At 70.3% G+C, this 19646-nt stretch carries 18 protein-coding genes; 11 read left to right on the top strand and 7 right to left on the bottom strand.

The features are described from left to right. Positions 1 to 256: 256 nt before the first annotated feature. The 3 genes from ABZ803_RS02115 (at position 257) to ABZ803_RS02125 (ending at position 3103) form a co-directional block, all read left to right on the top strand. Positions 257 to 625 (top strand): STAS domain-containing protein, encoded by a 369-nt coding sequence (locus ABZ803_RS02115; RefSeq protein WP_040867132.1) that lies wholly within the window; start codon positions 257 to 259, stop codon positions 623 to 625. 116 nt (positions 626 to 741) lie between these two features. Next, positions 742 to 2094 (top strand): cytochrome P450, encoded by a 1353-nt coding sequence (locus ABZ803_RS02120; protein ID WP_357031563.1) that lies wholly within the window; start codon positions 742 to 744, stop codon positions 2092 to 2094. Positions 2095 to 2143: 49 nt separating this feature from the next. Continuing rightward, positions 2144 to 3103: a YafY family protein gene (locus ABZ803_RS02125; RefSeq protein WP_357031566.1), complete on the top strand. Its 960-nt coding sequence runs from the start codon at positions 2144 to 2146 to the stop codon at positions 3101 to 3103. 87 nt (positions 3104 to 3190) lie between these two features. Here ABZ803_RS02125 and ABZ803_RS02130 read toward each other — a convergent pair whose 3' ends face one another. The 3 genes from ABZ803_RS02130 to ABZ803_RS02140 all read right to left on the bottom strand — a co-directional run bounded on the left by ABZ803_RS02130 (position 3191) and on the right by ABZ803_RS02140 (position 8283). Next, positions 3191 to 3715, bottom strand: coding sequence for a hypothetical protein (locus ABZ803_RS02130; protein ID WP_357031569.1), 525 nt, complete (start codon positions 3713 to 3715; stop codon positions 3191 to 3193). A 172-nt stretch (positions 3716 to 3887) separates the two neighbouring features. Continuing rightward, entirely contained in the window at positions 3888 to 7463 is a 3576-nt protein-coding gene (gene cobN, locus ABZ803_RS02135; RefSeq protein WP_357031572.1) for a cobaltochelatase subunit CobN, read from the bottom strand. A gap of 133 nt (positions 7464 to 7596) precedes the next feature. After that, entirely contained in the window at positions 7597 to 8283 is a 687-nt protein-coding gene (locus ABZ803_RS02140) for a TetR/AcrR family transcriptional regulator (RefSeq protein WP_357031575.1), read from the bottom strand. Positions 8284 to 8452: 169 nt separating this feature from the next. Here ABZ803_RS02140 and ABZ803_RS02145 point away from each other — a divergent pair, with 169 nt between their 5' ends. After that, positions 8453 to 9943: an MFS transporter gene (locus ABZ803_RS02145; RefSeq protein ID WP_357031578.1), complete on the top strand. Its 1491-nt coding sequence runs from the start codon at positions 8453 to 8455 to the stop codon at positions 9941 to 9943. Between the two features lie 126 nt (positions 9944 to 10069). On the opposite strand, the gene ABZ803_RS02150 is transcribed toward ABZ803_RS02145, so the two are convergent. The 3 genes from ABZ803_RS02150 to ABZ803_RS02160 form a co-directional block, all read right to left on the bottom strand. Next, positions 10070 to 10510 (bottom strand): nuclear transport factor 2 family protein, encoded by a 441-nt coding sequence (locus ABZ803_RS02150; RefSeq protein ID WP_357031581.1) that lies wholly within the window; start codon positions 10508 to 10510, stop codon positions 10070 to 10072. Positions 10511 to 10519: 9 nt separating this feature from the next. Next, positions 10520 to 11320: an SAM-dependent methyltransferase gene (locus tag ABZ803_RS02155; protein WP_357031584.1), complete on the bottom strand. Its 801-nt coding sequence runs from the start codon at positions 11318 to 11320 to the stop codon at positions 10520 to 10522. Positions 11321 to 11441: 121 nt separating this feature from the next. After that, the gene (locus ABZ803_RS02160; RefSeq protein ID WP_357031586.1) at positions 11442 to 12521 is read right to left on the bottom strand and encodes a hypothetical protein; all 1080 of its coding nucleotides are present in this window, start codon (positions 12519 to 12521) and stop codon (positions 11442 to 11444) included. A 182-nt stretch (positions 12522 to 12703) separates the two neighbouring features. Between ABZ803_RS02160 and ABZ803_RS02165 the strand changes: the two genes are divergently transcribed. The 3 genes from ABZ803_RS02165 to cobG all read left to right on the top strand — a co-directional run bounded on the left by ABZ803_RS02165 (position 12704) and on the right by cobG (position 15439). Beyond that, positions 12704 to 13069 (top strand): hypothetical protein, encoded by a 366-nt coding sequence (locus ABZ803_RS02165; RefSeq protein ID WP_357031589.1) that lies wholly within the window; start codon positions 12704 to 12706, stop codon positions 13067 to 13069. Positions 13070 to 13183: 114 nt separating this feature from the next. Next, positions 13184 to 14203, top strand: a complete 1020-nt coding sequence (locus ABZ803_RS02170) for an alpha/beta hydrolase (RefSeq protein WP_357031591.1) — start codon at positions 13184 to 13186, stop codon at positions 14201 to 14203. 48 nt (positions 14204 to 14251) lie between these two features. Beyond that, the gene (gene cobG, locus ABZ803_RS02175; protein WP_357031594.1) at positions 14252 to 15439 is read left to right on the top strand and encodes a precorrin-3B synthase; all 1188 of its coding nucleotides are present in this window, start codon (positions 14252 to 14254) and stop codon (positions 15437 to 15439) included. A gap of 21 nt (positions 15440 to 15460) precedes the next feature. Here the strand turns inward: cobG and ddaH are convergent, their stop codons facing one another. Next, positions 15461 to 16306 carry a dimethylargininase gene (gene ddaH / locus ABZ803_RS02180; protein ID WP_357031597.1) on the bottom strand — a complete coding sequence of 282 codons (846 nt, stop codon included), beginning with the start codon at positions 16304 to 16306 and terminating at the stop codon, positions 15461 to 15463. Between the two features lie 136 nt (positions 16307 to 16442). Between ddaH and ABZ803_RS02185 the strand changes: the two genes are divergently transcribed. The 4 genes from ABZ803_RS02185 to ABZ803_RS02200 all read left to right on the top strand — a co-directional run bounded on the left by ABZ803_RS02185 (position 16443) and on the right by ABZ803_RS02200 (position 19609). Continuing rightward, complete coding sequence (locus ABZ803_RS02185) at positions 16443 to 16880, top strand: Lrp/AsnC family transcriptional regulator (protein WP_040867149.1); 438 nt, start codon at positions 16443 to 16445, stop codon at positions 16878 to 16880. A gap of 100 nt (positions 16881 to 16980) precedes the next feature. Further along, the gene (locus ABZ803_RS02190; protein WP_357031601.1) at positions 16981 to 17616 is read left to right on the top strand and encodes a precorrin-8X methylmutase; all 636 of its coding nucleotides are present in this window, start codon (positions 16981 to 16983) and stop codon (positions 17614 to 17616) included. Next, on the top strand, positions 17613 to 19181 hold the full coding sequence (cobJ, locus tag ABZ803_RS02195; RefSeq protein WP_357031604.1) for a precorrin-3B C(17)-methyltransferase: 1569 nt from the start codon (positions 17613 to 17615) through the stop codon (positions 19179 to 19181). Before ABZ803_RS02190 ends, cobJ begins: the two co-directional genes overlap by 4 nt. Positions 19182 to 19213: 32 nt before the next feature. Then, complete coding sequence (locus ABZ803_RS02200) at positions 19214 to 19609, top strand: hypothetical protein (protein ID WP_357031607.1); 396 nt, start codon at positions 19214 to 19216, stop codon at positions 19607 to 19609. Positions 19610 to 19646 lie beyond the last annotated feature (37 nt).

Raw genomic sequence — 19646 nt, forward strand, 5'->3', positions numbered from 1 at the left:
CGAACTCGCGGCGGCGGCATTCGTTGTGCACGGTGGCCGATTTCCGTCCCCGCGCGACAGCGTCCTCCAGCCCCGATACCGCCTGGTCTGAGGCGGGACGCGGCGCACAGGGTGATCGCACCGGAGCGCGATGGGGTAAGTTGGCCGCGGAATGCTCGCTCTCTGCGCCGTGTCCGACTGTGCAAGAGATGCGAACCTGAGCGGAGGTCGACGTGGCGTACTGCCGAGGACGCGTGGCCGGCACGGGAGGTGGATTGTGAGTTCCGAAAGCGCACCCCGGGCGTTGGAGGTCGAGGTGCGGTCGGCGGAGGGCACGGTGGTCGTCACCGTGCACGGCGAGATCGACATGGCCTCGGCGCCGCGCTTGCAATCGGCGCTCGACGAGGCGCTGCGCGACACACCGGCCGCGGTCGTGGTGGACATGTCGAACGTCGGGTTCCTCGGCTCCGCTGGGCTGAGCGTCCTGCTGGCGGCCTCGGAGGCCACCGGTTCCGGTGGCTTGCGTGTGGTCCCCAGCGACGCGGCGCGCAGGCCGATCGAGGTCACCGCGCTGGACCGTCTGCTCACGGTATGCGACTCCGTCGAGGCCGCGCTGGCAGTCGACGAGACCCAAGCCCCCAGCTGAGCCTCCGGCACCGCATCGGTGCCGCTCGGACCCCGCCACGGTTTCGACCCCGCGTCGCCGGGTATCTGCCCGGTCGTCGGCACCGTGCCGATCTGAGCGCACCGGGAGGAGGCCGTATGGCAGACAACCGCGAACACCGACTGGTGGGGGTGCCCGCGGTGGCGGCACTGGCGGATCTCGGATTCGCCTCGGTCGCCTCGGGGGTCATCGCGCGACGTCGGCCGGTCCTGGGCCTGCTCGAACGCACCGGGGCCGATTCGCGGGCGATCGAGCGCGTGCGGCAGCTGCGGCGGGAGTTCGGCGCTGGTCCGGTTGAGCTGGTGGTGCCGGGGCGCCGGATCGTGGTCGTTCTCGACCCGCAGGACGTCGGGCGGGTCCTGGCCGACGCGCCGACGCCGTTTCACCCGGCGAATCGCGAGAAGCGCGCCGCACTGCGCCAGTTCCAGCCGCACGGTGTCCTGCTGTCCGAAGGCCCGATCCGCGATCAGCGCCGGGCCGTGAACGAGGCGGCGCTGGAGTCCGCCGAGCCGCTGCACCGCCTGGCCGGGCCGTTCGCCGAGGCCATCGCGGAGGAGGCGCGCGAGATGATCGTGTCCGCCCTGCACCGCGGTCACCTGGACGCGCGGCAGTTCACCACGCGGTGGTGGCGGCTGGTGCGACGAATCGTGCTCGGTGAGCGGGGTCGCGACGACACCGTGCTCACCGACGAGCTGTCCCGGCTGCGCTCGGCGGGCAATTGGTCGTTCCTGGCGCCCGCGCATCGCAGGCAGCGCGATCAGTTCACCAATCGGCTCTACCGTCACGTCGAGTCCGCTCCCCCGGACAGCCTGGCCGGGGCACTGGCCGCGGTGCCCGCGGGCGGGGCGACCGATCCGGTCGGGCAGATACCGCATTGGTTGTTCGCCTTCGACGCGGCGGGCATCGCGCTGAGCCGGGCGCTGGCGGTGCTGAGCACCCATCCCGAGCACCACGCCCGCGCGCTGGCGGACGCCGTCGACCCGGACCGCGTCGACCTGCGCGGCTATCTGCGCGCCTGCGTGCTCGAGTCGGTACGGCTGTGGCCGACCACGCCCATGTTGCTGCGCGACATCACCGCCGACACCCAATGGCGCGATGGCGACGAGCGCTTCACCATCGCGGCGGGCGCGGCACTGATGATCGCGGTCGCGGCGTTCCACCGGGACGCCGAGCTGCTGCCGTTCGCCGACCAGTTCGTCCCGGAGATCTGGCTCGACGGCCGCGCGGAGCAGTACCCCCAGTTGGTGCCGTTCAGCGCGGGCCCCGCCGACTGCCCGGGCCGCAACCTGGTGCTGTTCGTCACCAGCGCGCTGCTCGCGCACCTGTTGACCTCCGCCGACTTCCGGCTGCGGTCGACGCCCCGGCCGAACCCGGACGCTCCGCTGCCGGTGACCTTGAACAATTTCGGGCTCGACTTCACCGTCGAGCCGTGCATGACGCAGGCCGGCTGATCGGCTATCGCGGAAGGCCCGCTTCCGTGACAGCTGCCATGATCGAGCCATGCTGGAAACCTCCGCACGCCTGTTGCGGCTGCTGTCGCTGTTGCAACTGCGGCGCGACTGGACCGGGCCCGCGCTGGCCGAACGGCTCGGCGTCTCCACCCGGACCGTGCGCACCGACATCGAGCGCCTGCGGACGCTCGGGTACCCCGTACATGCCACGCCGGGCGTCGCCGGGGGTTACCGGCTCGGGGCCGGATCGGCATTGCCCCCGCTGCTGCTGGACGACGAGGAAGCCGTGGCGGTGGCGGTCGGACTGGTCACCGCCGCCAACGGAGCGGTCACCGGCATCGAGGAGACGTCGGTGCGGGCGCTGACGAAACTGCGGCAAGTGTTGCCGTCCCGATTGCGGCACCGCGTCGACACGCTGACCGCGGCCACCGTGCACGTGTCCGGCGACGGACAATCCACCGTGGACGCGGCGGTGCTCACCGCGGTCGCGGACGCGATCCGGGCGAGCGAGCGATTGCGCTTCGACTACGAAAGCCATGGCGGCGCACCCTCCAGCCGGGATGTCGAGCCGCACCGGATGGTGCACTGGTGGGGTCGCTGGTATCTGGTCGCGTGGGATGTGGGGCGCGGCGACTGGCGTACCTTCCGCGTCGACCGGATCGCGCCGAAGGTTCCGTACGGGCCACGATTCACGCCCCGCGCCGTCTCCGAGGAGGAGATCGCCGAGCGAGTGCAGCGCGGCGTGGGCGCCGCCACGTGGCGCTACCGTGCCCGCGTCCGCATGGCCGCCCCGGCGGACGTGATCCGGGCCCGGCTGCCCGCGGCGGTGGAGGTGATACCGGACGGGCCGGAACACTGTGTGGCGCTGGTTGGTTCGGATTCCCCTCGAATGCTGACGTGGTATCTCGGCCTCGCCGATGTCGAATTCGAGGTGCTCGACTCCCCCGCGCTCGCCGAACACCTGGTCGCCACGGCCGACCGTTTCCGGCGGGCGGCCGGGCGGAAATGACGTGGGATCGCGAGCTTTTACGAAACGGCCGCGCTCGATGCCAGGGCACCGGGCGCGGCCGACAGCGCCCCGCGAATCAGTCCCGTACTACCGGCTGGCGCCCGCGGCGGCACCGATGAGGCCGCCGACCACGCAACCGGGGAAGACCCCCACGATGAAGAACACGAGACCGACCAGCGCCCCGATGGCACAGCCGATCGCCACCCCGCCCAATGTGGACCCCGCGTCACCGATGAACTGCGGCGCGCCCGGTTCCGGGACGGCGGCTCCGATGGGGCTCAGGGTCAATGTGGTCCCGGCCGCGTCGATGTCGGGCGCCACTTCGACCTGCTGGCCGAACATGGACACCATGGTCGTGGGCACCGTGGTCACGACCGACCCGTCGGGCCCCAGCACCGCGATACCCCCCGGCGTGCGGGCGAACGTACCGGAGTCGAGCGTGACCACAGCGCTCGTCCGGTCCGGCGCGACGGACGTGGTGTAGGAGACACCGCTCTCGTTCCCGCTCACCACGGGGTCGTAGATCTCGGCCTGCCCGTACGCCGTCGCCGCGGTCACGCCGGTGGCGGCAATGGTCAGCAGCGTGGTCGCAACCAATTCTCTGAACTTCATGAGCCTTCCCATCCTCAGCAGATTCGATCTGTCGTTACCTGGGTACAGCCGTGAAACACTAGCGATTATAGGCGTTGGGCATCACCATTTCCGGCACTTGAGAATGTCCGAAATGTCTTGCCCGCCAAGCGGTTCGGCGGTCATCCAGGAGAGGACGGGAAGGCGGCTGCCGCTACTCCAGCTCCCCTTCGGTCTCCAAGTAGACCTGCCGCAGTCGATCGAGCGTGTCCGGTTCGGGGTGTTCCCACAGTTTGCGCTCGGCCGCCTCCAGCAGCCGCTCGGCAATGCCGTGCAGCGCCCAAGGATTGGACTGCTCCATGAACTTCCGGTTCACCTCGTCGAAAACGTAGCTCTCCGAGAGCTTCTCGTACATCCAATCGGCTACCACGTTGGTGGTGGCGTCATAGCCGAACAGGTAGTCGACGGTCGCCGCCATTTCGAACGCGCCCTTGTAGCCGTGCCTGCGCATCGCCTCGAGCCACCGGGGGTTCACCACCCGGGCCCGGAACACCCGCGCAGTCTCCTCGGACAGCGTCCGGGTGCGCACCGCGTCCGGGCGGGTGCTGTCGCCGATGTAGGCCTCCGGGTTCTTGCCCGTCAGCGCGCGCACCGTCGCGACCATGCCGCCGTGGAACTGGAAATAGTCGTCGGAGTCGGCGATGTCGTGCTCGCGGGTGTCGGTGTTCTTGGCCGCCACGGCGATCCGCCGGTACGCGCCGCGCATGTCCTCGGCGGCGGGCGCGCCGTCGAGGTCGCGGCCGTAGGCGTAGCCGCCCCAGGTGGTGTACACCTGCGCGAGATCGTCGTCGGTGCGCCAGCTCTTCGAATCGATCAGTTGCAACAGGCCTGCCCCGTAGGTGCCGGGCTTGGAGCCGAAGATGCGGGTGGTGGCGCGCCGCCGGTCGCCGTGCTCGGCGAGATCGGCCTGGGCATGCGCCCGCACGTAGTTCGCCTCGCCCGGCTCGTCCAGGTCGGCGACCAAGCGGACCGCATCGTCGAGCAGAGCGAGCACGTGCGGGAACGCGTCGCGGAAGAAGCCGCTGATGCGCACCGTCACATCGATGCGGGGACGGCCGAGTTCAGCGAGCGAGATCACCTCGAGCGTGCTGACGCGGCGGCTCGCCTCGTCCCAGACCGGCCGGACACCCAGCAGCGCGAGGACTTCGGCGATGTCGTCGCCGGAGGTGCGCATGGCGGAGGTGCCCCAGATCGATAGGCCCACCGACCGCGGGTACTCGCCGTGATCGGCGCGGTAGCGCTCCAGCAGGGATTCCGCCATGGCCTGCCCGGTCTCCCAGGCCAGCCGGGACGGCACGGCCTTGGGATCGACCGAGTAGAAATTGCGTCCGGTCGGCAGGACGTTGATCAGGCCGCGCAGCGGCGAACCGCTCGGGCCCGCCGGGATGAACCCGCCGTCGAGCGCGTGCAGCACCCGCTCGATCTCCACGCCGGTCTGCCGCAGGCGCGGCACCACCTCGGTGGCCGCGAACCGCAGCACTCGGCGCACCTCGGTGTCGTCGGTGATGCCGTCCACCGCCTCGGGCGACCAGTCCGCCGCCTGCAACGCCGCGACCAACGCGCGGGCGCGGTCCTCCACGGCGTCCACGCGTTCGCGCGCCTCCCCGCCCGACTCGTCCAGGCCGAGGGCTTCGCGCAGACCGGGCACGGTGCGCTCGCCGCCCCACAGCTGGCGCGCGCGCAGCATGGCCAGCACCAGATCGAGTTCGCTCTCCCCCGCCGGGGCTTGTCCCAGGATGTGCAGGCCGTCGCGGATCTGCACGTCCTTGATCTCGCACAGCCAGCCGTCGACGTGCAGCAGCATGTCGTCGAAGGAGTCCTCGTCCGGGCGCTCGGTGAGGCCGAGGTCGTGGTCCATCTTCGCGGCGCGCATCAGCGTCCAGATCTGCTGGCGGATGGCGGGCAGCTTGGCCGGGTCCAGCGCGGAGATATTGGCGTGCTCGTCGAGCAACTGCTCCAGACGTGAGATGTCGCCGTAGCTTTCGGCCCGGGCCATCGGCGGGATCAAGTGATCCACCAGGGTGGCGTGCGCGCGCCGCTTGGCCTGGGTGCCCTCACCGGGGTCGTTCACCAGGAACGGATAGATCAGCGGCAAGTCGCCGAGGGCGGCATCGGTTCCACACGAGGCCGACATGCCGAGCGTTTTGCCCGGCAGCCACTCCAGGTTCCCGTGCTTACCCAGGTGCACCATCGCGTCCGCGCCGAAACCGTCGGGCGATCCGAGCCACCGGTAGGCCGCCAGGTAGTGGTGGCTGGGTGGCAGATCGGGGTCGTGGTAGATCGCGACGGGGTTCTCGCCGAAACCACGCGGCGGCTGCACCATGAGCGCGACATTGCCGAACCGCAGCGCGGCGATCACGATCTCCCCGCCCGGGTCGGACGAGCGGTCGACGTAGAGTTCGCCCGGCGGCGGGCCCCACGCTTCCACGACGGCCTCGCGCAGGTCGCCGGGCAGGGTGTCGAACCAGGCCGCGTAGGTGGCCGCGCCGATGCGGATCGGGTTGCCCTCGAGCTGTTCGGCCGTCAGCCAGTCGGGGTCCTGGCCACCCGCCGCGATCAGGGCGTGGATGAGGGCATCGCCGTCCCGCTCGTCCAGGCCGGGTACCTCGCCGGGTGCGCCGAGATCGTAACCGGCGGCACGCATTTCGGTGAGCAGGCGGATCGCGCTGGCCGGCGTGTCCAGGCCGACGGCGTTGCCGATGCGGGCGTGCTTGGTCGGGTAGGCCGACAACATGACCGCGATGCGCTTGCGCGCGGCGGGGATGTGGCGCAGCCGCGCGTAGCGCGTCGCGATGCCCGCGACCCGGGCGGCGCGCTCGGGATCGGGGACGTAGGTGGACAGGCCGTCGGCGTCGAATTCTTTGAACGAGAACGGGACCGTGATGATCCGTCCGTCGAATTCCGGCACCGCGACCTGGGTGGCGACGTCCAGCGGTGACAGCCCATCGTCGTTGGCCTCCCACTGCGCACGGCCGGTGGTCAGGCACAGCCCTTGCAGGATGGGCACGTCCAGGTCGGCGAGCGCGCCGACATCCCAAGCCTCGTCCTCGCCGCCCGCCGACGCGGTGGCGGGCTTGGTGCCTCCTGCGGCAAGCACCGTCACCACCAGCGCGTCGGCGCGGCGCAGGGTCGCGATCAACTCGGGTTCGGGGGTGCGCAGCGACGCGCAGTACAGCGGCAGCGCCCGCGCGCCCGCCTGTTCGATCGCGGTGCACAGCGCGTCGACGTAGGCGGTATTGCCCGCCAGATGCTGGGCGCGGTAGTAGATCACCGCCACCGTCGGCCCGTCGGCCTGCCCGGCGGCGACCCGGTCCAGTTCGCCCCAGCTGGGCAACTGGATCGGGGGTTCGAAACCGTGGCCGGTCAGCAGCACGGTGTCGGACAGGAAATTGTGCAGCTGGCGCAGGTTCTCCGGGCCGCCTGCGGCGAGGTAGTTGTGCGCGTCGGCCGCGACACCACCCGGCACGGTGGAGCATTCCATCAGTTCGGCGTCCGGGGCGATCTCGCCGCCGAGCGCGACGAGCGGGATCCCGCTCGCGCGCAGCGCCTCCAGCCCGTCCTCCCAGGCCCGCTTGCCACCGAGGATGCGCACGATGACCAGATCGGCGCCGTCGAGCAGGCCGGGCAGGTCGTCGACCAGCAGGCGAGCCGGATTCCCCCAGCGGTAGTCGGCGCCGCTGGCGCGGGCACTGAGCAGATCGGTGTCGGACGTGGACAACAACACAATCACGGGTGGCAGCCTTCCTCGGGTGACGCGCCCATCGGGGGGTTCGCTGCTCGCCGGGGAGGGTCTGGCTTTCTACAGTGGCGCGACCGCACCGGACTTCCACCGGTTTCCTCGTCGTCCGCCGAGCACGCCGATGCTACCTGCCGTTCGGGCCGGGCTCGTCCACGCGTCCGCCCCGCTGCACCGTCCGGCGTTCGCGGTCGCTCGACCGGGCGGCCAGGAAGTCGTCGACGAGCCGCGCGCATTCGGCCGGGGTGGTCGGCGCGAGTCCGACCAGCCTGGCGAAGACGATCGGGCCGACGAGTTGGGCCAGCGCCAGCGTCACGTCGAACTCGCCGAGTTGGGCGCGCACCTCCGGATCGCCGAACAACTGGTCGAACGGCTTGCGGTACTGCTCGATGAGCCGCTGGCGCAGCGAGGTGAACGCCGGACCCGCACCGGACGCGCCGCGCTCGCCGGTGGCCAGCCAGGCCAGCGTGGACATCTGCAACGGGGCCTCGTTGACGACCGCGGCCTGCCTGCTGAGCAATTCAGTGAGCCGTTGCCGCAGCGGACCATCCGGCGGCGCCTCGATGACCGGAGGGAGCAGCCGCTCCAGCGTGGCGGCGCGCAACTGCACGGCGTTGTCGAAATGCCGGTACAGCGTGGTGCGCGCGACCTTGGACATGGTCGTCACCGCTTCTACGGTGACCGCTTCCAGCCCACCGGATTTCAACAGCGCCGTCGCGGCGTCCAGCAGCCTGGCCCGGGAGCGCAGCTTGCGCGGATCGACCTCGTCACCGGGATCAGGGTGGTGCGGGGGCGGTTCTGCGGCACCGGTCATGGGTCGAACATTCCTCCTTCGCGACGCCTATCGCCACCCCGCCAACTTATGCTACTCATAGTAGCGTAGCGATACTGACAGTTCTGTTATGCCGGGAGGCGCCATGGAGTCCAGTACGAGACGTTTGTCAGCCGCTCAGCGCTGGATGTTGACGATTTCCTGTGCCACCGTGGCCCTGGTCGTCGCGTCGATGGCGGCTTTGTACACCGCACTGCCGGAGATCGCCGCCGCCACCGGAGCCAGTCAGCAGCAGCTCACCTGGGTCATCGATGGGTACACCCTGGCGCTGGCCTGCCTGGTTCTTCCGGCGGGCGCGCTCGGCGACCGGTACGGGCGGCGCGCCGTCCTGATCATCGGGCTGTTCGTGTTCGCGGCGGCCTCGGCGACGCCCGTCCTGCTCGACACGCCCGGCTGGTTGATCGCGGGCCGGACGGTGGCCGGTGTGGGGGCGGCTCTGGTCATGCCCTCGACGCTGTCGCTGATCACCGCCGGATTTCCCGAGTCACGGCGCAGCAATGCCGTCGGGCTGTGGGCGGGTGTGGCCGGCGCGGGTGCGGTGCTGGGCATCCTCGGGTCGGGCCTGCTGCTGGAGCAGTGGTCGTGGGCGTCGATCCTGCTCGCCATGTCCATCGCGGGCCTGCTCCTGATGATCGCGGGTTTCACGCTGCCGGAATCGGTCGACCGGGCACGTCCCGCGGTAGACCTGTGGGGCGCACTCACCTCGGCCGCGGCCGTCGGATCACTGGTGGTGGCCACGATCGCGGCGCCCGAGCGCGGCTGGCTGGATCCGCTGGTGATCGGCACGGCAGTCGTCGCGGCACTGGCGGCGGTGGCGTTCGTGGTGGTGGAGACACGGGTGGCGCACCCACTGCTGGATGTGCGGCTGTTCACCCATCGAGGCTTCGGTTCGGGGACCGCGGCGGTGACCCTCCAGTTCCTCGTGTGCTTCGGGACCTTCCTGCTGATGGTCCAGTTCCTGCAGCTGATCCTCGGGTACGGGCCCCTGATGTCGGCGCTGGCGATGGCGCCGATGGTCGCGCCGATGGTGGCGATCTCCGCGGTGGCGCCCCGGCTGGCCGAACGGACCGGACTGCGGCTACCGATGGCCGGCGGGCTGGTGATCATCGGGATCGCGCTCGTCGCGCTCTCCGGCCTCGACGTCGACAGCACCTACGTCGATCTGCTCTGGCCGTTCCTCATCATGAGCAGCGGTACCGGACTGTGCACCGCACCCGCGACGGCCGCGATCATCGCGGGCACCCCGGTGGAGAAACACAGCGTCGCCGCCGCGGTGAACGACGCGGCACGCGAGGTGGGCGCGGCGGTCGGCATCGCCGTCGCGGGCAGCATCCTGGCCGCCGGGTACAGCACCCGCATCGCGCCCGCCTTGCCGCAGGTGCCCGAACAGATTCGCGAACCGGTCGGCGACTCACTGGCCGCGGCGCTCCAGCTCACCGAGCGGGTGGGCCCGCAGGCCGCGCCCCTGGCCGAATTCGCCGAGTCCGCCTTCGTCTACGGCGCCCAGCAATCCGCGCTGGCGCTGGGCATTCTCACCCTCGTCGCCGCGATACCGATCGGTGTGTGGGCGCCGGGACGGTCGCGCGCGAAAGCGAGACCCGCTGCCGCGCGGCCGGAAACGCAACCCACCACGCCGCGATGACAGGTCGCGATGCCGCCGCCGCACGACCGCACAGCACGACACCGTCGCCGATGTGACAGCGGCACGCGAGACGATTGCGCGAAACCGATCCGGGTCGCCGAACGGTCCCGGCCGCACGGACCGGGCCTACACCAGGTCGGCGTTCCCGTCGATCACCTTGAGGTGGTAGTGGAATCGGTTGACCCGCCACCCGTCCGCCGTGCGTTCGACGCCGAGGGAGTAGCTGCCGACGAAGGTGCGGGTCTTGCCCTCCACCGCGGCGTTCTTGACGTGCACCGCGATGGCGTCCGCGTGCACGCGCGCCGTGTCACCGTCCAGATCGATGAGATGGTTGCCCGACTGGTGGTGCACCCCGTCGAGGTCGGTGAGCCCGGCGCGCCAATCCGCGATGATGTCGGCGGCGGCCCGCTCCCCGACCGGCCCGCCGAACCCCCCGTCGAAATCCACGCTCGGCGTGAAGACCTCGGCCGACAGGTCTTCCCAGCGCTTCTGATCGGTGTACACGAACATTTTGGTGATCACATCGATGATGGCGAGCCGGTCGGCGACCGTGGAGATTTCGGACATACGGCGACCTTAGTCGGCGCGTGCGTGCGAGGTCTTGCGGGCCATCCCGCCCAGCAGCACCAGCCCGGTGTCCGGAAGATCGTCGTCGAGCCACCGTTGCAGCGGAACGACACCGGGATCGATCATTTCGAAGCCCTGGAAGAACGACTCCACCACGGCGGGAGACCGATAGACCACCTGGGCCGAGGAGTTGGCGGTATCCGACGACGACTGCGTGATGAAATCCGGATCGCTGTCGGCGGAGCCGTGGGTGAACGCCAGGTGGCTTCCCGGCGCCATGGCCGCACCGAGGCGGGCGACGATCCCGGCCGGGTCCTCGTCGTCCATCACGAAGTGCAGGACCCCGACGAGCGTGATCGCCACCGGTTCACCGAAGTCGATCACCCCTTCGTTGCGCAGCCGATCGAGAATGTCGTCCGGCCTGCGCACGTCGCCCAGCATGGCCGTGACCCCCTCGGCCCCGGCGAGCAGCGCGCCGCAGTGCGCGTATACGACCGGGTCGAAATCGACGTACACGACCCGCGCCGATGGATCGACCTTGCGGGCGACCTCGTGCACGTTCGGTGAGGTCGGGATACCCGCGCCGAGATCGATGAACTGCCGGATCCCCGCCTCGGCGGCCAGCTCGACCGCCCGCACCAGAAACTTTCGACTGAACCAGGCCAACGTGCGGGTATCCGGTGCGATGGACAGCATCCGGTGCGCGACCACCCGGTCGACCTCGTAGTTGTCTTTGCCGCCCAGCAGATAGTCGTATACCCGGGCGGAATTCGGCAGATTCGGATCGACGCCCCGCGGTGCTCGCTCCATGCCGCACACCGTACCTCTTCGATCACTCCGGTCGGGTTCGTAACGAATGTCCCTTTCCGTCGCCGCCGTTCGCTCCGGCACAGCGAACATCTGCCGGTCGAAAACGCTGCGGGAGAGCGAATTACCGTTGCGTCCCGGAATCGGTCGCCGCCGCGAGCACCTCGGCCCTCGCCATGAGGACGTCCGCCACCGGGCGGGGGCGACGGCCCAGACCACACGCGCAGGCGACTCCGTCGACCGGGCGGCCCAGCGCATTCTCCAGAGTCCGCAACGTCTCCAACTGCTGTGCCTCGGTAGGAACATCGTGTACCAACCCGGCATAGAAATCGGTGCCCGCCGCCAAAGCCAGATCCGCCAGCGGCGCATAGAATTCCGGATCGGCCGAGGGCGGTATGTCGCCGGCGGCGACCGGGCCGTGCACGAATTGCAGGATGCGCCCCTGCGGCCAATGCCGGACGACGGAATTGGCCAAATCGACCAGCGGCCTGGCGTCACGCAACTTTCCCCGGGCTTTGTTGCGCAGGCTGCCGAGGCACAGGTGCACCCCGAAACGGGTCCCCTCGGGAGCGGCCGCGGCCAGCGCGGCGATCCCCTCGCCCAGTCCAAGCGCCCGATCGACCAGCCGGTGCGACGGCTGCGCCCTGGCCGTGAGCACCAGTTCCGCGGTGGCCTCCAACTGCACGACGACGTCGTCGCCGGCCAGCGCGCGAACAGCCGCGATCTCGCGCACGGTGGCGTCGAAGAAGGCGCGGCGATGGCGCCGCAGACCGGCGGCTCCCATGGCGACGAACGCAAGGGTGAAGTCGGTCGGCATGCCGATCTGGAGCGCGAGGCCGGGCAACTCGCGCACGCCACGCAGTTCGCGGAAGATCGGCAGCGCCTCCTCCGCCTCGCGCAGATATCCGAGATCCATCGAGTCCCCGCGCAATTCGGCGCCGCGAGCGACGCGATGAATCGTCCGGTCCCGGCTCGACCGCCACGTCCCCGGCTTCTTCACCGCCAGGACACCCTGGGTGACCAGGTCTTCGATGATCGGCTGGATGTAGAACTCGTAGCGCCGCGTCTCCCCGGTCGGCAGGGTTCGCAGCCGCGCCCCCGCGCTGTCCAGCATGGCCTTCATCGCGACGTCCGTGCTCTCGGCCGGAAAGCTTCCGACGAAGTGCACCGTTCGCGTCCCCGCTCCTTGTCCCGTCGGACCCATGTTCCCGCGCTCCTCGTTCACCGCGTCGTCCCGGACATCCGCGCTCCCGACGCGATATCGGGCGCGGCCGGGCGCACGCGTGCGGCATCAACTATGCGATAGCCACCGAACATTGTGTGCGGTATCGTCATTCGCCGATAGTCACCAGGCATGACCGTCTCCGGCTCGGAAGGCATTCGGCCATGAAGAAGCTCTACGCCCGCATGATGAAGGCCGCCTGCCCCATCGACCCGGAGACGATGGAGACGACGGTGCCGTTCCTGCAACACGAGATCGTCCCGCATGCCATGGCCGATCACGGCGCCCGGCAGATCTTCTTCTTCGTCGATCGGCAGGACGACACCGTCTTCTCGATCACGATCTACGACACTCGCGAAGACCTCGACAACGCGATGCGCGAAGCCGACAGTGAGTACCGGTTCGCCAGTCTCGCCGCGCTGGGTTGCACCGCCCTCGACGCCCGCTCGTTCGAGGTCGTCGCCGGAGCGGTCGACGACGGAGCCGCCGGAGTCGACTTCGCCACACGCGTTCCACCGGTGCGCGATTGACTGCCCGAGCCGCGAAATCCATGCCGCAACGGCTGTTGCCACACCTCCGGGTGAAGTCCGGGTCGTCGGCGACAGGTATTGCGCGCCATGACATTCGGGCATAGCCTGCGTCGCGTGCGAACCTCGCTACGGTCGGTCGTCGCGTCCGCGGCCGCCATGCTGCTCTGCCTGACACCCGGTACCGCCCACGCAGACGACACCGCGCCGGGCCGCTGCGAAGCGGTTTCCCTTCCCGTGCCGCTCGGGGAAATGGCCGGTTCCTTGTGCACTCCCGCCGCGGGCGCCACCGATACCGTCATGGTGCTGATCGCGGGCTCCAACTACAACCACACCTACTGGGATTTCCCCTACGCGCCGGAGACCTACAACTTCCGGCGCGCGATGAACGCCGCCGGCATCGCGACGCTGGTGGTCGACCGGCTCGGCAACGGTGCGAGCACCAGGCCGCCGAGCACGCAGGTCACGGCGACGGTTTCCGCTCGCGCCCTGCACGACATCGTGCAGGCGCTGCGCCGGGGACTCGCGGGCGCACCGCCCTTCGGGAAGGTCATCACCGGAGGCCATTCGCTCAGCTCGGGCATCGACGTCCTGGAGGCGACCACGTACCAGGACGTCGACGGCGTCCTGCTCACCGGCTTCTCCCACGCACTCAACGTGCCCGAAGTCCTCGGCGTGATCTCGACCTACCACCAAGCCGCCGAGGATCCGCGCTTCGCCGGGCGCGGCTTCGACCCCGGCTACCTGACCACTCGGCCCGGTACCCGCGCGGGCGACTTCTTCGCCCCCGAGACTGCCGATCCCGAAGTACTCGCCGTCGACGAAGCGACCAAGGAAGTCTTCTCGCCCACGGAGTATCCCGACGGTTTGACCTCCACCCTCCCGCCGATGACCAACTTCATCGACGTCCCGGTGCTGGTCGTCAACGGCAGTCTGGACCGGCTCTCCTGCGGCCCCGGCTACGCCGTCTGCGCGGATGCCGAGACCTTGCGCGCCACCGAGGCGCCGTTCTTCGGCCCGGCGGCACGACTGCGCACGTACGTCTTGCCCGGCAGCGGGCACTCGGTGAATCTCGCGCGCAACACCGCGGAGTATCGAGCCGCCGTCATCGACTGGGTACGTTCGATCGGCGGGTGACCGGCCGTTCGCTGTGCCGGGCTCGCGCGTCCGTAGGCTGGATGCGCTATGACACGACGTGCTCCTGACTCCTGCCCGGGCGTGCTGCGGCTGCACGAGGCCGCCGACGGGCCGCTGGCACGAATCCGCGTGCCCGGCGGTCGCCTGGATCCCGCCCAGGTGCAGGCGCTGGCCGAGGCCGCGCTCGACCTGGCGGACGGGAACATCGAGCTCACCTCCCGGGGCAACGTCCAATTACGCCGGGTGCGCGACGCCGGGACGCTGACCGACCGGCTCGCGGCCGCGGGCCTCCTGCCGAGCACCACGCACGAACGGGTGCGCAACATCATCGCCTCACCGCTGTCCGGCCGGATCGGCGGCCTCGCGGACGTGCACCCCCTGGTTCCCGCGCTGGACACCGGCCTGCTCGCGTCGCCGCGGCTGGCCGGCCTGCCCGGCCGGGTGCTGTTCACCCTCGACGACGGACGCGGAGATGTCAGTGGGCTCGGCCCCGACGTCGGGGTACACGCGACCGGGACCGACGAGTTCGCCCTGCTGCTGGCAGGCGGCGACAGCGGCCTGCGGCTGCGCGCCGCCGACGCGGTGGACGTCGCGCTCGCCGCGGCGCACGCGTTCCTGGACCTGCGCGGCGGCGACGCGGGCCGCTGGCGGCTGCACGAGATCGAACACGGCGCCGAACGCGTCGTCGATCGCCTCGGCTTGTCCCCGACCGCCGAACGACTCGAATTCTCCACCGAACAGCAGGTTCCGATCGGGTGGCTGGAGCAGGACAACGGATCGGTGGGGCTCGGCGCGGGCGTGCGCCTCGGCTCGCTGCCCGCCCGCACCGCCGAGTTCCTCGCCGCGGTGCAGCGACCGATCTTCGTCACGCCGTGGCGCAGCCTGGTGATCACCGACCTGGCGGAGTGGGCCGCCGAACAGGTGGTGCGGGTGCTGGCGCCGATGGGCTTGATCTTCGACGCCGACTCGCCGTGGCTGCTGGTCAGCGCCTGCGCCGGACAGCCCGGCTGCGCCAAGTCGCATACCGACGTCCGGGCCGATGCGGCCGACGCGGTCGACTCCGGACGGGTGCTGCCCGGGGCAGCCGACCCGCTCCACGGCGCGCGGCCGATGTCCGCGACCGACGTCACCGTGGCCGGGCGTCAGCACTGGTCGGGGTGCGACCGCCGCTGTGGCCGCCCGCAGGGCGAGGTCACCGACATCGTCGCGACCGACGAGGGTTATCGCGTCGATTGACTCTCCGGCGGCACCGGCCGGTCACCTGCCATGGATCTCGAGCGTGCAGCACTTGACCGAGCCGCCGGCCTTCAGCAACTCGGACATCTCGATCCCCACCGGACGGTAGCCCCGGGCGCGCAGGGCTTCGCTCAGGTCGGTGGCCGCGCTGCTGAGGAAGACGTGGAAACCGTCGCAGACTCCGTTCAACCCGAGCACCGCGGCGTCCGCGTCGGTGGCCACGATCGCATCGGGATAGAGCGCGGCGAGCACCGCGCGCGCCGCCGGGCTGAAGGCGGGCGGGTAGTAGGCGATGGTTTCGGCGTCCAGCGGAAGCAGCACCGTGTCCAGGTGGTAGAAGCGCGGATCGACCAGTTCCAGCGACACCACGGGCAGCCCGAAGTGGCGCGACACCTCCTCGTGCGCGGCGAGCGAGCTGCGGAAGCCCGTTCCGGCCAACAGGCGGTCACCGACCAGGAGGAAGTCGCCTTCGCCTTCGTTGCATTCCGCGGCGGCCACCAGATTCGGCAAGCCGTATCCGGCGAACCAGGCGTGGTAGGCCGGGCCTTCGGCGGCGCGCTCCGGGTGGGTGAAGCGGGCCGACATGGCCCGGTCACCGACGATCAGACCGCCGTTGGCGGCGAACACCATGTCGGGCAGGCCCGCCACGCCGGGCACCACCTCGACGGTGTGTCCGTGTTCGGCGTAGGTGGCGCGCAACGTCTCCCACTGCGTCAGCGCCAGCGCGCGGTCGACCGGCTCGGCGGGATTCATCCAGGGATTGATGGCGTAGGCGACCTCGAAATGATCGGGACGGCACATCACGAACCGGCGCGGCGACGAACGGCGGGCGGCGGACTCGACAGGGAGGGTGGCTACAGAGGTCAACGGAACTCCCGGAGTGAGCGTGGGTTTTCGGCTGATTCGACGGTAAAGGGCCTAGCATTGCGCCAGAAATGACGATTCGTTGCGCATATCAGCGCGAAAACAGCGAATCATTGCTTCCATAGCGAGAAGGTGTGATGTGGACGACCTCGATCGGCGGATTCTCGCGCAACTGCTGAAGAACGCTCGCGCTTCGTTCCAGGAGATCGGTGGCGCGGTCGGCTTGTCCGCGCCCGCGGTGAAACGGCGGGTCGACCGGCTGGTCGCGGCCAAGCAGATCACCGGGTTCACCGCGCTGGTCAATCCCGCGGCGCTGGGCTGGAAGACCGAGGCGTACGTCGAGGTGTACTACCGCGACAACATCTCCCCGGCCGAACTCAAACGCAGTCTGGAACCGATCCCGCAGGTGGTCGGTGTCTGGACGATCGCGGGCGAGGCCGACGCGCTGGTGCACGTGATGGCCACCGACATGGCCGAGATCGAGGTGACCGTGGAACGGATCCGGGAGAACGCCCGGGTGGGGCGTACCCGCAGCGCCATCGTCATGTCCCGGATTCTGGAGCGCCCGCGCACCTGATCCGGCGGCGCCCGCGCGCCGGTAGCCGGTCGCAGTCCCGGAATGCGCAGCGCCCGACCCGGACCGATCTGTCCGGACCCGCCCCCATAGGGTGGACCGCATGTCCGACGTACGTGCCAGCTATCTGACCGACGGGGCCGAGATCTACCGTCGCTCGTTCGCGACGATCCGCGCCGAGGCCGATCTCGGCGGTTTCCCGCCGGATGTGGCACAGGTGGTCGTACGGATGATCCACGGGTGCGGTCAGGTGGATCTCGCCGCGGATATCGCCTACACCCCCGGTGTAGTCGCCTCGGCGCGGGCGGCGCTGCGCGCGGGCGCGCCGATTCTCTGTGACGCGACCATGGTGGCCTCGGGTGTGACCAGGAAACGACTGCCCGCGGGCAACGAGGTCGTTTGCACCCTCGCCGATCCGCGCGTGCCGGAGCTGGCCGCGGCCAAGGGCACCACCCGCTCCGCCGCCGCGCTCGACCTGTGGCGCGACCGTCTCGACGGCGCCGTCGTCGCGATCGGCAACGCACCGACGGCGCTGTTCCATCTGCTCGACCTGCTCGACGCGGGAGCGCCCCGGCCCGCCGCCGTGCTCGGCATCCCGGTCGGATTCATCGGTGCGGCCGAATCCAAAGACGCGCTGATCGAATTCGGCGGCGTCGAATACCTCACGGTGCGCGGCAGGCGCGGCGGCAGCGCCATCACCGCGTCCGCGTTGAACGCGATTGCGAGCGAACAGGAATGACCACTCCGGGCAAGCTGTGGGGCGTCGGGCTCGGACCGGGCGATCCCGAACTGGTGACGGTCAAAGCGGCGAATGTGATCGGCGCGGCCGACGTCGTCGCGTTCCACAGCGCGCGCCACGGCCGCAGCATCTCCCGCCGCATCGCGGCGCCGTACATGCGCCCCGGCCAACTGGAGGAGCATCTCGTCTACCCGGTGACCACCGAGACCACCGATCATCCCGGCGGTTACCAGGGCGCGATCGACGAGTTCTACGAACAGGCCGCCGAGCGGCTGGCCGGGCACCTCGCCGCGGGCCGGTCGGTCGCGCTGCTCGCCGCGGGCGACCCGCTGTTCTACAGCTCGTACATGCACATGCACCGGCGGCTGGCCGACCGGTTCGACGCCGAGATCATCCCCGGCATCACCTCCGTGAGCGCGGCGTCGGCAGCGCTGGGGACCCCGCTGGTCGAGGGCGAGCAGGTGCTCACCGTGCTGCCCGGCACCATGCCGGTCGATGAACTCACCCGGCGGCTGCGCACGACCGACGCGGCCGCGATCATGAAACTGGGACGCACCTATCCCGGTGTGCGCCAGGCACTTTCGGATTCCGGACGGCTCGCCGGCGCGTACTACGTCGAGCGCGCGAGCACCACCCAGCAGCGCGTGCTGCACGCGGGGGCGGTCGACGACGCGGAGGTGCCCTACTTCGCCATCGCCCTCGTGCCGGGCCCCGAACCGACCACGCCGCTGCCGCGCCTCGAAGCGGAGACGGTCGCGGCTCAGCGGGTCGCCGACGCGGAGACGACCGAGGGCGCCGGTGAGGTCGTGGTGGTGGGACTCGGTCCCGGCGCGCCGGAGTGGACCACCGACGAGGTGCGCGCGGCGTTGGCGGACGCCACCGATCTGGTCGGCTACACCACCTACTTGAACCGGGTGCCCGAGCGCCCCGGGCAGCGCAGGCATGCCAGCGACAACCGGGTCGAGTCCGAGCGCGCGGCTATGGCCCTGGATCTGGCCAAGCGCGGCGCGCGGGTCGCGGTCGTCTCCTCGGGAGATCCCGGCGTGTTCGCGATGGCGGCGGCGGTGCTGGAGGAATCGGGCGATCCGCAGTGGAACGGTGTGCCGGTCCGGGTGCTGCCCGGCCTCACCGCGGCGAACGCGGTGGCCAGCCGGGTGGGCGCGCCGCTCGGGCACGACTACGCGATGATCTCGCTCTCCGACCGGCTCAAGCCGTGGGAGGTCGTGGCGCAGCGGCTTTCCGCCGTCGCGGCGGCCGATATGGCGATCGCGGTCTACAACCCGGCGTCCTCGCAGCGCACCTGGCAGGTCGGCGCGATGCGGGACCTGCTGCTGGAGCATCGCAAGCCGGACACACCCGTCGTCGTCGGGCGCGATGTGGGCGGACCCACCGAATCCGTCCGGGTGGTGTCGCTCGGTGACCTCGACCCCGACGAGGTGGACATGCGTACGCTGCTGATCATCGGCGCGTCCACCACCACGGCGCGCGAGACCGACGCGGGCACACGGGTCTACACCTCCCGCCGTTACGATCGCGCGCACGACGCGGCCGTCGGCGGCGCGTAAGATCGCCAGACGCACCGACGATCGGAGGGACCTTGGCCGCGACACTGCCGGAGCTGACGCTGCGCGCCCGCGCCTTGGAGGCCAGGGCCACCGCGAGCGAACAAGCGCTCGACGAGCAGGGCGAGGTCCTCAACGAACTCGCGGCACTGACCAGGAAGGCGCTCGACGGCATCGGCCGGATCGACCGGCGCGCGGAGACCGTCGGGGAAGCCGTCGGCGAGCTTCGCCGGGATGTCGGGAACCTGCGCGAGAATGTGGGTGAACTCAACCGCAGGGTCACCGTGCTCGAACAAGGACAGATCCGGCTGGAACAGGGCCAGACCGCGCTGGCCCACGGCCAGGCGCAGCTCGAACAGGGACAGGCGCGACTGGAGCAGGGCATGGCGCGGGTGCTCGCCCGGCTCGACAAGTTGACCGGCGACGCCTGATCCGACCCGTTCCGGTAACATTCCACTATGGAATGTT

Source organism: Nocardia sp. NPDC047648 (genome assembly GCF_040642815.1).
Lineage (GTDB): Bacteria > Actinomycetota > Actinomycetes > Mycobacteriales > Mycobacteriaceae > Nocardia > Nocardia gamkensis.